This window comes from Streptomyces sp. B21-083 (genome assembly GCF_036898825.1).
Taxonomy (GTDB): Bacteria; Actinomycetota; Actinomycetes; order Streptomycetales; family Streptomycetaceae; genus Streptomyces.
Genome location: NZ_JARUND010000002.1, coordinates 308,647 through 321,865 on the forward strand (window position 1 = coordinate 308,647; position 13,219 = coordinate 321,865).

Below are 13,219 nucleotides of genomic sequence, written 5' to 3' on the forward strand. Positions count from 1 at the left end.
ATGGCGAGCTATCGTCCGAGTTTGTACGGCGCGGGGCGCGAGCCGGGGCCGAGCCGTGCCATGGCCCGCAGAATGTGTTTGGGCGGGAGCTGCCAGCGAAGACGTGCGGGAACGCGTCGCAACAGGGTGCCGGTGACACGCAACCGCCGGGTGACGACGGCCGGTTCGGCTGCGGCGCGGCCGTACAACTCGTGGGCGTACGGCGGCAGAGAGGCGTACGCCAGCCGCGACACGCTCCGCCACAGCACCTCACGCGCCGGAACGAGCAGCGGGTGCGTCGGCGGACGGAGGAGAAAGTCGTCCACTTCGCGCGCGTCGGCCCCGACGGCCAGTTCGGGCCGGATCTTCTCGAAGTAGGCACGCAGCTGGGCCTGGTTCGCCGGTACGACGTCGAGGTCGAGGCCCACCAGACGGGCGCTGACCAGGTGTTCTCGGATGTACCGGTCGGCGTGGGCGTCGGTGATCGGGTAACCGGAGCGGCGCAGGATGTGCAGATAGGAGTCGATCTCGGCGCAGTGCACCCACAGCAGCAGTTCGGGTTCGTCGACGCCGTACCGCTCCCCCGTGTCCGGGTCGACGGCGGACAGCATGCTGTGGATCTTCCGGACCCGGGCGCCCGCCTTCTCGGCCGCGTCCGTGGTGCCGTAGGTCGTCGTGCCGACGAAGCCCGCGGTGCGCATCAGCCGGCCCCAGGCTTCCTTCCCGAAGTCCGAGTTCTGGATGACCCCGCGCACCGCACGCGGGTGGAGTGCCTGGAAGTAGAGCGCGCGAACTCCGGCGACCCACATCATGGGGTCGCTGTGCAACTGCCAGGTCACGGACCAGGGGCCGAACAGTCCCGGGTCACCTGCGCCTGCGACTTCCACTTGACGCCTCCCTGGTCGGGCTGCCTGACAGGGCACGGCTCCTACCACGAAACGTCACCCCGGACCTTTGCACAGCACCCCTGGGTCATTCCCGCAGCAAGGGCCGCGATGCTACCCCGAGCCGACTTCTGCCGCCTTTCTCGGGGTCGGTTTCCCACTTGCGGCAGCCACCGAGAGCCTTTAGTATTACGATCATACTTTCATCAATCACCTTGAGGAATCCCCCATGCTCAACGCCCTGTGGAACCCGACCGTCGCCGGAGAGATTCCCCTTCCGCACCGACTGGCCATGGCCCCCCTGACCCGCAGCCGGGCCACCCCGGACGGTGTACCGACCGAGCTGAACGCCGAGTACTACGCCCAGCGCGCCTCGCACGCCCTCATCATCACCGAGGGTACCCAGCCCTCCGCCGACGGCCAGGGCTACCCGGTGACCCCCGGCATCTACACGGACGACCACATCGCCGGCTGGCGCAAGGTCACCGACGCCGTACACAAGGCCGACGGGCGCATCGTCATCCAGCTGATGCACGCCGGACGCATCGCCCACCCGGACAACACACCCCACCACCGGCAGCCCGTGGCACCTTCCGCGATCAAGCCGGCGGGTCAGACATTCACCCCGACCGGCCTCCAGGAGATGCCGGTGCCCCGCGAACTGACCACCGAGGAGGTCACCGCGACGGTCGACGACTTCCGTCGCGCCGCCGCTGCCGCCATCGCCGCCGGGGCCGACGGCGTGGAGATCCACGGAGCCAACGGCTACCTGGTGAACCAGTTCCTCTTCCCCAGCACCAACCAGCGCACCGACCAGTACGGGGGCTCCCTCGACAACCGCATCCGCTTCGCGGTCGAGGTCGCCACCGCCGTGGCCGACGAGATCGGCGCCGGACGCACCGGTATCCGCATCTCCCCCGGTAACCCGTTCCAGATCAACGACCTCGTGGAGAGCGACCCCCAGGAGCTCTACCCGCACCTCCTGCACGCCCTGGCGCCCCTCAACCTCGCCTACCTGCACATAGGTCACGGAGGCGACGACGAACTCCTGCACACCCTGCGCAAGGTGTGGCCTACCACCCTGATCCTCAACCGGGCCGGCACCGACATCCCCACCCGCGCCAAGGACATCGAGAACGGACTGGCCGACATCGTCACCGTCGGCACCATGGCCCTCGCCAACCCCGACCTCGTCGAGCGCGTACGCACGGGCGCACCCCTCAACACCCCCGACCCCGACACGTTCTACGGCGGCGGCGCGACCGGCTACACCGACTACCCCACCCACAACGCCTGACGAGGCCCGGCGCGCAGACCGCAAGGGAACGTCACGCACGTCCTGCCTCCTCCCCGGCGGAGGCAGGACGGCCGCACAGCGCATACCAGCCATAATATTACATTCGTCAGACCATGGATTAGACTGAGGCTCGGAGCACTGGTTCCGCGGAACGAACGGAGGAAGGCCTGTGGTGCGCTACGCCAAGGAACACAAGCAGGTGACGCGGCAGCGGATCATCGAGACGGCGGGCCTACGGTTCAAGAAAGACGGGATCGACGGATCCGGCGTCTCCACGCTGATGTCGGACGCCGGGCTCACCAACGGGGCCTTCTACGCCCACTTCGCGTCCAAGGACGATCTCGTCGCCAACGTCGTCGCCGCCGAACTGCGCGCGCAGGTCGCCGGGTACGACACCCTTCGGCCCGGCCGCCCGGGGCTTGAGGATCTCATTCGAGAGTACCTGTCGCCCGAGCACCGGGACCACCCCGGCGTCGGATGCTGCTCCGCCGCCCTGCTCGACGAGATCGGCCGCTGCGGGGACGAGACCAAGCAGGCCTACACCGAGGGCGCGAAGGCGATCGTGGAAGAGGTCGCCGCCCGTCTGACCCCTGAGGATCCGGGGGCGGCTCGCGCCAAGGCCATCGGACTCTTCACCTTGCTGGTGGGGACGCTGCAACTGGCCAGGGCGCTCTCCGACCGCGAGTTCGCCGACGAAGTCCTCGAGCGGGGGACCGAGAACGCCCTCGCACTCGTGCGCTGAGGGTGCTCGTCAATCCGCAGCAGGCCGGTCGGCCGCCTCTCCACGCCGCGCCCTGCGGCGGCTGCCCGTCCGCCGCCCTGCTCGACGAGAGCCGGCGCTGCGCAGACCCCACAGAGCAGGCATGCACCGCCGCCGCACCGGTAGCCATCGCCCGGCATGGCCAGGCCGCTCCAACCGTCCCACGCCCTCGCCGGCAGTCGGCTCACGGACGACCACGAGCACGCGACGATGCCGATCTGACGGTCCTGCGAAGCGTATGCGCCGTACCTCGGCTCAGGCATCTGCACCCGGGCGGCGTCACTTCGGTGACCACGATGGCCGGCGGCGAGGATCAGCGCGGAAAGTGGGCCGAACTGAGCTGGCCGAGTGCGCGGCTACTCGTCCAGGTAGCGGTGTCTGATCTGGGCCGGTGTGATGAAGAGTTGACCATCGCGGACCTGCCATTCGCTCGCCCCCTCCACTTCGTGGCTGGCAAGAAAAAGGCCTTGGACGAGGTCTCCGTCGGCGTCAGAGGCGGGGATCCGGGCGATCGCCCGGATCTGGTCGGTGAACCACGTGAGGCCCGACTCACGGATGTCGGCGCCGTAGAAGAGGTAATGGTTCCAGTTGACGTGCCGACGGGGTGAGCCCCATCCGTTGGTGTAGTGGCCGTCGTCGTGTGTGTCGATGATCTCCTGGATGGCGGCGAGTTGCGTCTCGTCGCACTCCAGCCACCCTCTGATCGACACGTAAACGCCCATCGTCGTGCCCCCAGTCTCCTCAGTTCTGACGTGACAGCCTTCGGCTGACGTCGGCTGCGCAGTCGCCCCAGTGGCCGACAGCGGCTCGCCGCCACTTGACGGCGACGGTGATGTCGCGGCCGGGCCGACGCCGAGGCCAAGTCGTCCCCAGGTCGCGCCGCATGGTCGTTGAACAGCGCGTGGTCTGTCAGCAGCAGACCGCGCCAGCCGACATCACGCAGTCAGATTCAGTGGCTTCTTCGCCACGTAGACGGTGTTGGTCGCCGTTTGTCCCTGCAGTGGGTTGTCGAACTCGACGACGTGGGCCTCAGATTCCTCGAAGACCTGCGCGAGCACCGAGTTGAACTGTTCGTCCGGTGCGTCGTTCGACCACAGGGCGAAGACCCCGTCGGAGTGGAGGCGTTCGGCGAGCGTGCGCAGTCCCGCGGGCTGGTACAGCGCCGCGTGGCGGGGGTGCAGCACGTGACGGGGTGAGTGGTCGACGTCCAGCAGGATGGCGTGGAAGCGGCGGCCCGGCGTTTCGGGATCCAGACCGTGCGGGTCGAGGGCCATCGCGAAGAAGTCGCCATGGACGAGCCGGCAGCGGGAGTCCGACGCCAACGAGGCGCCCAGCGGCACCAACCCGCGCTCATGCCACCCGATGACCTCGGCCAGCGCGTCGACCACGATCAGCGACCGTAGGCGCGGGTCGTCCAGCGCCGCCTGAGCGGTGTACCCGAGGCCGAGACCGCCCACGGCGACGTCCAGTTCGGCGCCCTCCAGTTTCGCCAGGCCCAGCTCGGTGAGCGCGATCTCGCCGGCCGTGAAGAGGCTGGACATCAGGAACTCGTCGCCGAGCTTCACCTCGTACACGTCATCGCCGGACAACGGGTCCCGCCGACGCCGCAGACTGATGTCGCCCATCGGCGTCGGACGCCAGTCGATCTCCTCGAAACGCAGGCCCATCCGCTCACCTTTCCGGTCACCGGTGCCGTGAGTCGCACGGCCGGGTGTCCCAGCTCGCGGTGACGATCCTCATGCCCCATCGAACGGGGCACGCACGCCGTAGCCTATGCCGCCCAGCTGAACGGCGATCACCATCAGCACCGTCGCGCTGATGCCGCCCGCCGACCTGGCCATGGCGTCCTCGCGACCGGATGGCCGTAAGCGATCTCCGCCGGACGCGCCGTACGCGCCGCCCCCGACTCGGACACCGGCCTTCCGCGCCGAGGTACGGCTCCCGGGCGTCGGCCCCTGTGACCAGGATCAGTGGTGACACTAGGCCACGTTCGCAACCTGCCCTGATGCCAACTAGGTTCAACCTGAGGCGCAGAATCAGAGAGATTGTTGGCACTTTGGTACAGCGCAGGTCACAAGGGGTGCCGCCGCACTTGGGCATCCAATCCAACCAGGGCCCCTCTTACGGATCGCTGGCAGCGAGATCTCAGGACCTGCTGGTGGCGGCGGAACTGTTGACCGCGACGATGCGCACGTGAGCTACGACCTTGCTGTGTGGGACGGCGACCGTCCATTGAGATCGTTTCATCTTGAACTCGCAGGTCGGGTCTCTGGCGTGGGCGGAGATTGACTCGCTCGTGCTGGTCCCGGACGTGATCATTAGCAGGTGATCGTCTGTCACGGGCCGGTTCGCGGGTTCTGGGGTGGTCCGCTTGAGGCGTCTCGTAGGTTCCGGGGCGGTGGGCGCGCTACGCGGGCCGCCGTGTCCGCTCGCCGTGATGCACGCAGCATGACCCCTCGTCCGAGGCGTAGCGTTGACCGCCTGAACCCGCACCGATGAGAGGGCGCAAGCGTCCTGCGAGCAACCGCGCGGTCCTGCCAGGGACTGAGAGCCCGGTGTCTATACCTTGCTCGCGACCAGCATGTAGTTCTCGGCCTCAAGATCGAACGTGCTCGCTTCCGTCCGGAGTCCGACCCGGTGCAGCTCGACTTCGAGTTCCTCGTACCGGTAGGGCCAGCAGGACAGCAGTTCCGAGCGGACAAGAACCAGCCCAGTCGCATCAACTTGGGCGATCGCAATCTCGATGTGGTGCTCATCCTCCCAATGCGGCGCAATCTCCCAGCGGTAGACCACGACGGCATCGCGACCGTTTCGTCGGACGAGTCGGTCCCTGATGTCCAGCCGGGAACCTCTGGCCCTCACGAGTTCCCAAGTGCGGGATGTGAGCACCAAGCGCCCGCCAGGGCGCAGAAGCCGTGACATCGACTCCAGAGCAGCACCCCTGCCTGTCGCGCCTGCTGCATGGTGAAGCGAGTTGCCAACGCAGAACACCATGTCGAACGTGTCGTCCGCGAAATGATCGGGCAACTCTTCCCAGTTCGCCCGCACGGCCCGGACGGAGGCCCCGAACTCCTCAGACAGCTCTGCAGTCCGGCGAACCATCGCTTCGCTGGCGTCAGTTGCGACAACCTGCATGCCACGACCGGCGAGGCCAACCGCCAACTGTCCGGTTCCGCACGAACAGTCGAGGACGTGAGCGTTCGACGGCAGGAGACTGAGGACGTCATCGAACGACGCAGCGAACTCGGCGGGAGGCAACTTTGCATCCGAGATGAGCCATTCGTACACCTCGGCAAGCACGTCATATTCCGTCACAACCACTACCTCCGTCACACAGCAGACTCACGGCGGGACGTCAGTCCATCAGAGGAGCAAGCCGGGCACCCAATGGTTTTCGCAAGGACAACCCGTCCGCCCATGCCGCGGACAGCGCGAGCTGATCCCCTCGGTCATTCGCCGTGTTCGGCGCTTCGGAACTATCAATACGTCCGAACTTGATACGCAGCGTGTCCAGTACGCGGATGAGGATGTCCGTCTTGCCGGTGTTGTTGAAGACCTCGTCGGCAGCTTGGCCCTCGAAGTGGCTGTGCAGTCCGATGAGAAGAAGATTCCGGATCTCCTCCTCTCCCATCTTGGCGCTCGTGCCCGGAGCCCGCTCCAGCGCGTTTCGCTGGTTTCGCAGCACTTCGAGGGCCGCCTCGTAGTGTGCTTCGGCCAGAGCAGGTTCCGGGCGAAACGGCTTGGCCGGGACCGTCGTCTTCGTGGGAACGATCTTCTTGCGCTTGATGGGAACGCTGTAGGTGGCAGCGTCGGAACGCTCTCGCATGGAGATCGTTTCTTCGTGAACTCGCAGGTCGTGGTACTGGTGTGAGTCCGTGATGCGGTCCTCGTGCTGGCAGGCGGAGTGATTGCCGTCGGGTGAACGTCTGTCACCGCTGGACTTCGCGGTTCGCCAGTACGAGCAGGGCTCGTAGCAGCGTGGTGGCGTGATGGACGTTCATGCGGACCTTGCTCAGAATGCGCCAGGTCTTCAGGTTCGCGAAGCCGTGCTCGACGGCGGCGCGTTCGCGGCTGACCAGCCGGTTCGCCTCCTTCTCGGCGTCGGTGAGGCGGTGGGAGCGGGTCGCCTTGCGGCCGGTGATGATGACGGGAGCATCGTCGGGGTCGTCGCCGAGGCCGACGAAGCCGAGGTCGGCCACGACGCCGAGGCCGGCCTCGCGTAGATGCCTGGTGATGTGGTCGTGGCGGGCGGCGGTGATCTCGCTGGCCCGGCCGGGCCGTGCGGAAGAGATCCAGATCAGGTTTCCCTTGTCGTCGGTCAGCGCGAGGAAGAGCAGGCCATGGGTCTTGTGTTTCCCGCTGTGTGCGCCGTGAGGCGCTTGTTGTTCGAGTGGAGGTGAAAGACCACCACCGCCGCGCTGTCGCAGCAGGGCGGTTGAAGCTGGGGGCAGCCTGACCCGGGAGGTGCCGGGGAGGGCGGGAAGCAGCCCTGACAAAGCCGGGACGTGCCAGTACTGCCAGATGGTGCGGGTCCGGCGAGCGAGACGGAGAGGAGTACGCGAGGAACCGGCGTCTACGCCTCCTTAAGGCACGCCAGCTCGAACCTGGTGGATCTGGGCTGGATGCGGTGCGTCCCCGCTGGTTGGTCCGTTGGCGGGGAACTTTCCGCGCGGTCTACTTCGGTCGCGCGGGGAGGCCACGGTGAAGTGCTGCGGGGTAGCCGTGGCGAGGCCGCGGGGGCATAGCCGGGCTCCTACTCCGACGATCGAACAGCGAGTGAACACGGGAACCGTCCCGGCCCCCGCCCTCAAACCGCGCCTCCAGCACGGCGGATGGGCTGGGTCCATCGTCGGCCGATCGGGCCGGGACGGGGCGGAGCCGCCGTAGTACTCCGAGCCGGGGAGAGCCCGGCACATGGGGAAGGGCGGCAGCGGTTTCGAGAAGGGAAGGAGGCTGCAATGCCGAAAGACGCGCTGCTGAACAGCAGTGCTCCCGAGGCCCCGTTGGGGTCTCACCAGCGGGTATCGGGGATGCAGACCAAGCTTCACCGTTGGGCGGCGGCCGACCATGGCCGCAGGTTCGACGATCTGTTCAACCTCGTATGCGACCCGGCGACGCTGCTCGTGGCGTTCGAACGGGTCGCGGGAAACAAGGGAGCCCGGACCCCGGGCGTCGACGGCCTCACCGTCGTCAACGTTGAACGGGAACTCGGCCTCCCGGGCTACCTGGAGGACCTACGACGCGTACTGAAGACGGGTGAATTTCGCCCGCTGCCGGTGCGCGAGCGCAAGATCCCCAAACCCGGCGGGAGCGGGAAGGTGCGCAAGCTCGGCATCCCGACCGTCTCCGACCGTGTGGTCCAGGCAGCCCTCAAACTGGTGCTGGAGCCGATTTTCGAGGCCGACTTCCTGCCGGTCTCCTACGGTTTCCGGCCCATGCGGCGCGCACACGACGCGATCGCCGAGATCCACCGCTACGGCACCAACGGCTATCGCTGGGTGCTGGACGCGGACATCGAGGCGTGTTTTGACTCCATCGACCACACGGCCCTGCTGGACCGGGTGCGCGCGAGGGTCAAGGACAAGCGTGTGCTGCGGCTGGTCAAGGCGTTCCTCAAGGCCGGCGCCCTCACCGAGGGCGGCGGCCGCGAAGAGACCTTCACCGGCACCCCGCAGGGCGGCATCCTCTCCCCGCTTCTGGCGAACATCGCTCTGTCCGAGCTCGACGAGCACGTGATGGGGCCGTGGGAACCAGGCGGTCGGATGTCCACCAGAGGCAGGCGGGCGCACCACCGTCACCACGGCCGCCCGAACTGGCGCATCGTCCGCTACGCGGACGATTTCGTTGTGCTGGTCGACGGCAGCCGTGACGACGTCGCCCGCCTGCGCGAGGACATCGCCGACGTACTGCACCCTCTCGGGCTGAGGCTGTCACCGGCCAAGACCCAGATCGTGCACATGTCGGACGGGTTCGACTTCCTGGGGTTCCACATCCAGTGGCGCCGCAAGCGAGGCTCGAACAAGTGGTACGTCTACACCTTCATCGCCGAGAGGCCCATCCGGCACTTGAAGGACAAGATCCGTGCCCTGACGAACAGAACGTCGCAGCAGGACCCGGGGACCGTGCTCAAGAGGATCAACTCGATTCTGCGCGGCTGGGTCAACTACTTCAAGCATGCGGTATGCAAGACCACGCTGAAAGCCCTGGACCAGTTCGTATGGCGACGGGTGACCAGCTGGTGGATGGTGCTGCACCGCTGGAGGTGGAAGGACGTCCGCCGACGCTTCACCGACCGCAACGGCCGGTGGCACAGGCTCTCGGCGGACGGGATCGAACTGTTCCCCATGGTCTCGACGGCGGTCACCCGCTATCGCTACCGGGGCAACACGATCCCCAATCCCTGGACACTCAACCACGCTTGAACGGCAGAGACCGTGGAGAGCCCGGTGCGGTGAGAGCCGCACGCCGGGTTCGGCGAGCGGCACGGAGAAACGGACCGATGGCAACACCGGCACCGCGCTCCGTGCCGACTCATCAGTTCTTGCGGTTGTCCGTCCCGGTGCGGCGGCGGGTGCGCACGAGGGTGCGGTCCAGCAGGACCACCGCACGGCCCCGACGGGCGATCTTCTTCAGGGCACGGTCCAGACGCGGGGCCCGGGCAGCGAGCAGGCCGAGGACTTCCAGGACCCGGCGGCGCACGGTGGAGGCGGAGACGTCGTTGCCGCCGGCCATGTCGAGAAGCCGCTGGTCGTGACGGAGCACGGCGAGCACGATGATCGCCTGGGTCCCCGGGGTGACCTTGCGCCAGCGGGTGCCGAGCTGTTTGCGCCGCCCGCGTATCAGGCCGGCGACGAGTTCGATGGTCCGCTTCGACACGGGGAGCCGAAGCTGGTAGACAGCATCGCGAGTGCCCTCGACGGGGCGGTGAGTCTTCACACGCGAACCAACTCCCGCCGGGGGCCCTCGCGTTACGGCGGGAACCGGCCGGTCCACTGCCTCCCTCGCCGGTCAGCGCCGCAGGTAGCGCCCCGGTCCGGTCCGCTTCAGCCAGCCCCGGTCGGCGAGTTTGCGCAGCTGACCGCGGACCGGCTCGACCTTGCCCGGTGTGAGTTCCCGGCCCAGTGCCATCGCGACGTCCATGGCCATCACCGGACCGTCGGCCCCGGCCACGATCTCCATGATCTCCATGATCCGCTGATACTCCGAGGTCAGGGACGCCAGCCCCATCCCCTCGACACGGTCCGGCACCAACCGCATCCCGCCCGCCCCCGGCCGAGCCGCGACGCGCTCCCGCTCCGGCTCCGGCTCCGGCTCCGGCTCCGGCTCCGGCTCCGGCTCCGGCTCCGGCTCCGGCTCCGGCTCCGGCTCCGGCTCCGGCTCCGGCTCCACGATGCCCGACGGCCGCCGTCCCCCGTCCGTCGCCTCGGCCCACTGCCCGAACACCACCTCGGCCGCCTCCAGCCGGCCCAGCTATTGACGACCTCGACGTCGATTCCAAGCTTTGCCCCGTGCTCGATGACGGCGTTCTTGAAGCCGGTGTCGACCCAGCTCTTGGAGATGGTCGGGTAGGTCTTCTTGGCCTGGTCGAGAAGTTGTGTTCCTACGGCTTTTTCCGACCGGCTTGCGGCGGTGACGGTTACGGCGAGGAGCAGGCCGAGCGTGTCGGTGATGATGCCCCGTTTCCGGCCGACGATCTTCGTCGCTGCATCGGTTCCCTGGCTGTTCAGGGGACATTGTGGAGGTGTTCACGCTCTGGGTGTCGATCACGGAGGCGGTGGGTTCGGGCCTGCGTCCTTCCTTCACGCGGGCCAGGCCGGTCAGGTCGTAGTTGAGCTGGGCGAGGATTCCTATGGGCCTTTCTGTTGATCTGTCGGTCACCGCAGAAAGCACTCCTTTCGGACCTCGCTGTCGGCCGTGCGACCTCGGGCGCGCACAGACCGAAACTCCCCTTGCCCAGCGGGCAAGGGGAATTTCCGTGGGCTTGAACCGGACACCGGTGTCAGCAGGAGCGCGAGCCCACGAAGCCGACGCGGACGAGCTTCCACTGCTGGTTCGCGCCGCCCCAGTCCGAGTACTGGACGATGCCGGTCCCGTCTGTGGAGGAGAAGCCCGGTACCTCGACGGCCTTCCCGCTGTTGCGGTTGATCAACCGGACGTATCCGTCCGGTGAGTCCGCCAACCGGAACTGCTGGTTCGCGCCACCGTGGTCGCCCCACTGGTTGATGGCGGCGTTGTCGGCCGTCGACCAGCCGGAGACGTCCAGCAGCTTGCCGGAGTGCCTCGCCTTCAACCGGTAGTAGCCGTCACCGGAGTCCACGAACTGGAACTGCTGGTTGGTCCCGTCGTACCGGCCCCACTGCGTGATCGCGGCGCCGTCCGCGGAGCTCGCGCCCGCCACGTCCAGTGCCTTGCCGCTGTTGCGGTTGACCACGACGTACCAGGCGTTCGTGTCCACAGTGCCCGCTTGCGCCGTCGGCGCGCACGCACGCAGGTCGAAGCGTTCCACCCGCACTTTGCCGCCGAGGGCCCGGGTGGCGTGGTTGAAGACGGCGAAGCGGTAGCCCATGAAGAAATGCGGTCTCTCGCTCATGGCGAACGCCGGGCCGAGCGGGGTGAAGGTGGTGCCGTCGGTGCTGTAGGAGAACGTCGCCTGGCGGCCCGGCCCCGGGCTGATGTCGGCGGTGGCGCGCAGCCAGACGCGGCTGCCGGGGAGGTCGGCGCGGGCCTGCTCGGTGCCGGTGCTGCTGGTGTTCCAGCTGGTGTCCATGGTCAGGCCGTCGAACATCACCAGCCTGCTGACGCCGTTTAGCCGTGTGACGCCGATCCAGGCGGAGGAGTCGCGCAGCATCGCCAGCCCGGCCCGGTCGCCGTCCGCCATCCCGGAGCAGTCGAGTACCACGGTCGCGGTGGAGGCGGGGCCCTGGATGCGGCGGGTGAGGGTGTTACGGGCGTTGTAGAGGTCGTCGGTGACGGTCGCGGTCCTGAGGGTGAGCCCGTTGTCGACGGTGAACGCGCCGGTGTCGGGGTTGTGGTTCCACTCCCAGTACGGCGCCAGCGCCGTTCCCGCGAAGGTGTCGGCGCCGGTCATCGGTGGGAGCGGGTGCGGGGCGACCGGGTAGGGGTATGTCTCGCCCCACGTGCCGTCGACGGTCTGGAGCTCGGGCCAGCCCTCGGCGTTCCAGGTGACCGGGGCCAGGGCGGGGACGCGGCCGCCGGGATAGGCGTCGATGAAGCCCATGTAGTACCAGTCGCCGTTCGGGGTGTCGACCAGAGAGCCCTGGTGCGGTATGCCGCCGCCGGGGATCGGGCCGGGCAGGTTCAACAGCACCTCCCGCATCTCGTACGGGCCGAAGGGGCCTGAGGTGGACTTCCAGATGTACTGGCCGTTGGGCGGGAGGGTGGCGAAGATGTAGTAGTTCCCGTTGATCTTGTAGAAGCGGGAGCCCTCCATCAGGTGCATGTCGTCGGGCTTGGTGAGCACGTGCTCGGACCTGACCTCGGTGCGCATGTCCGGGGAGAGCTGCGCGACGCGGATCTCGTTGGCGCCGTACGCCACGTACGGGGTGCCGTCGTCGTCGAAGAGCAGCCCCGCGTCGTAGTAGATGCTGCCGATCTCGGCGTGCCGGGTCCAGGGGCCCGCCGCGTCGGTGGCCCTGTATACGTATGACCGCTGCCAGCCGATCTGGCCCACCCAGTAGAAGGTCTTGTCGCTGGGGCGGTAACGCATCGAGGACGCGTAGATGCCCTGGACGTACGCCTGTCCGCCCTTGAGGTCGTACGCGTCGCCGAAGTCGAGGACCGGCACCGAGTGGCCGATGAACTCCCAGTTGACCAGGTCGTAGGAGCGCAGGACGGGCGCGCCCGGCGAGTAGTGCATGGTCGAGCCGGTGTAGTAGTACGTGTCGCCGACGCGGATGACCTCGAGGTCGGCGAGGTCCTGCCAGATCACCGGGTTGGTGAACCGCTCCTGCTGGGCCGTCGTGGCCGCCGCCGCGCGCATCGCGCCCATCGCGGGCAGCGTGGCGCCCGCGACCAGGCCGGCGGTGGCCGCCATGACTCTCCGGCGGCTGTGGGGGTGTTGGAGCCAGGACATAGGAGATCAACTTCCTCACGGGTAAGGGGACCGAGAGCCGGAAGTTCGATATATCGGACATCATTCTTGGATGGCGTCGAGGATCTGGTGGAAAGTGAGCTCGCTGTATCGGCTTTTGGGGCCAGGCGCTGCTCGGTCGGGAACGCGTGGGCGGCGGTGACCAGGGTGACGTGGTGATGCCGGCCGGTCCGGGAGCGGCCCTCGAA

The 13,219-nt window shown here is 67.7% G+C and carries 12 protein-coding genes and 3 pseudogenes; 3 read left to right on the top strand and 12 right to left on the bottom strand.

Annotation, left to right across the window (positions count from 1 at the left end):
• Positions 1-8 precede the first annotated feature (8 nt).
• Positions 9-791, bottom strand: a complete 783-nt coding sequence (locus QA861_RS25445; RefSeq protein ID WP_443041666.1) for an oxygenase MpaB family protein — start codon at positions 789-791, stop codon at positions 9-11.
• Positions 792-1,092: 301 nt separating this feature from the next.
• Here QA861_RS25445 and QA861_RS25450 point away from each other — a divergent pair, with 301 nt between their 5' ends.
• Entirely contained in the window at positions 1,093-2,160 is a 1,068-nt protein-coding gene (locus QA861_RS25450; RefSeq protein ID WP_334590900.1) for an alkene reductase, read from the top strand.
• 169 nt (positions 2,161-2,329) lie between these two features.
• On the top strand, positions 2,330-2,902 hold the full coding sequence (locus QA861_RS25455) for a TetR/AcrR family transcriptional regulator (RefSeq protein ID WP_334590901.1): 573 nt from the start codon (positions 2,330-2,332) through the stop codon (positions 2,900-2,902).
• Between the two features lie 374 nt (positions 2,903-3,276).
• On the opposite strand, the gene QA861_RS25460 is transcribed toward QA861_RS25455, so the two are convergent.
• The 5 genes from QA861_RS25460 to QA861_RS25480 form a co-directional block, all read right to left on the bottom strand.
• On the bottom strand, positions 3,277-3,630 hold the full coding sequence (locus QA861_RS25460; protein WP_334590902.1) for a hypothetical protein: 354 nt from the start codon (positions 3,628-3,630) through the stop codon (positions 3,277-3,279).
• Positions 3,631-3,855: 225 nt separating this feature from the next.
• Positions 3,856-4,587 carry a polyamine aminopropyltransferase gene (locus QA861_RS25465; RefSeq protein WP_334590903.1) on the bottom strand — a complete coding sequence of 244 codons (732 nt, stop codon included), beginning with the start codon at positions 4,585-4,587 and terminating at the stop codon, positions 3,856-3,858.
• Between the two features lie 892 nt (positions 4,588-5,479).
• Positions 5,480-6,235 carry a class I SAM-dependent methyltransferase gene (locus QA861_RS25470; protein WP_334594837.1) on the bottom strand — a complete coding sequence of 252 codons (756 nt, stop codon included), beginning with the start codon at positions 6,233-6,235 and terminating at the stop codon, positions 5,480-5,482.
• Positions 6,236-6,275: 40 nt separating this feature from the next.
• Positions 6,276-6,746, bottom strand: a complete 471-nt coding sequence (locus QA861_RS25475) for a hypothetical protein (protein WP_334590904.1) — start codon at positions 6,744-6,746, stop codon at positions 6,276-6,278.
• 103 nt (positions 6,747-6,849) lie between these two features.
• Entirely contained in the window at positions 6,850-7,416 is a 567-nt protein-coding gene (locus QA861_RS25480; protein ID WP_334590905.1) for a transposase family protein, read from the bottom strand.
• 462 nt (positions 7,417-7,878) lie between these two features.
• Here QA861_RS25480 and ltrA point away from each other — a divergent pair, with 462 nt between their 5' ends.
• Positions 7,879-9,342 (top strand): group II intron reverse transcriptase/maturase, encoded by a 1,464-nt coding sequence (gene ltrA / locus QA861_RS25485; RefSeq protein WP_334590906.1) that lies wholly within the window; start codon positions 7,879-7,881, stop codon positions 9,340-9,342.
• A 112-nt stretch (positions 9,343-9,454) separates the two neighbouring features.
• Here the strand turns inward: ltrA and QA861_RS25490 are convergent, their stop codons facing one another.
• The 6 genes and pseudogenes from QA861_RS25490 to QA861_RS25515 all read right to left on the bottom strand — a co-directional run.
• The gene (locus QA861_RS25490; protein ID WP_334590907.1) at positions 9,455-9,856 is read right to left on the bottom strand and encodes a helix-turn-helix domain-containing protein; all 402 of its coding nucleotides are present in this window, start codon (positions 9,854-9,856) and stop codon (positions 9,455-9,457) included.
• A 72-nt stretch (positions 9,857-9,928) separates the two neighbouring features.
• Complete coding sequence (locus QA861_RS25495) at positions 9,929-10,147, bottom strand: hypothetical protein (protein WP_334590908.1); 219 nt, start codon at positions 10,145-10,147, stop codon at positions 9,929-9,931.
• Positions 10,129-10,777, bottom strand: a pseudogene (locus tag QA861_RS25500) (transposase); the annotation flags it as partial. The gene QA861_RS25495 and the pseudogene QA861_RS25500, both read right to left, overlap by 19 nt.
• Positions 10,778-10,919: 142 nt before the next feature.
• Positions 10,920-11,432: an RICIN domain-containing protein gene (locus QA861_RS25505; RefSeq protein WP_334594838.1), complete on the bottom strand. Its 513-nt coding sequence runs from the start codon at positions 11,430-11,432 to the stop codon at positions 10,920-10,922.
• Positions 11,409-13,013: pseudogene (locus QA861_RS25510) on the bottom strand (glycoside hydrolase family 43 protein); the annotation flags it as partial. The pseudogene QA861_RS25510 and the gene QA861_RS25505, both read right to left, overlap by 24 nt.
• A 65-nt stretch (positions 13,014-13,078) precedes the next feature.
• Positions 13,079-13,219, bottom strand: a pseudogene (locus QA861_RS25515) (IS701 family transposase); the annotation flags it as partial.

Excerpts from the sequence above, each read along its gene's own strand:
- ltrA (WP_334590906.1), top strand. The coding sequence starts at position 7,879 with ATGCCGAAAGACGCGCTGCTGAACAGCAGTGCTCCCGAGGCCCCGTTG.
- QA861_RS25450 (WP_334590900.1), top strand. The coding sequence starts at position 1,093 with ATGCTCAACGCCCTGTGGAACCCGACCGTCGCCGGAGAGATTCCCCTT.
- QA861_RS25495 (WP_334590908.1), bottom strand. The coding sequence starts at position 10,147 with ATGGGGCTGGCGTCCCTGACCTCGGAGTATCAGCGGATCATGGAGATC.
- QA861_RS25475 (WP_334590904.1), bottom strand. The coding sequence starts at position 6,746 with ATGCGAGAGCGTTCCGACGCTGCCACCTACAGCGTTCCCATCAAGCGC.
- QA861_RS25465 (WP_334590903.1), bottom strand. The coding sequence starts at position 4,587 with ATGGGCCTGCGTTTCGAGGAGATCGACTGGCGTCCGACGCCGATGGGC.
- QA861_RS25445 (WP_443041666.1), bottom strand. The coding sequence starts at position 791 with ATGATGTGGGTCGCCGGAGTTCGCGCGCTCTACTTCCAGGCACTCCAC.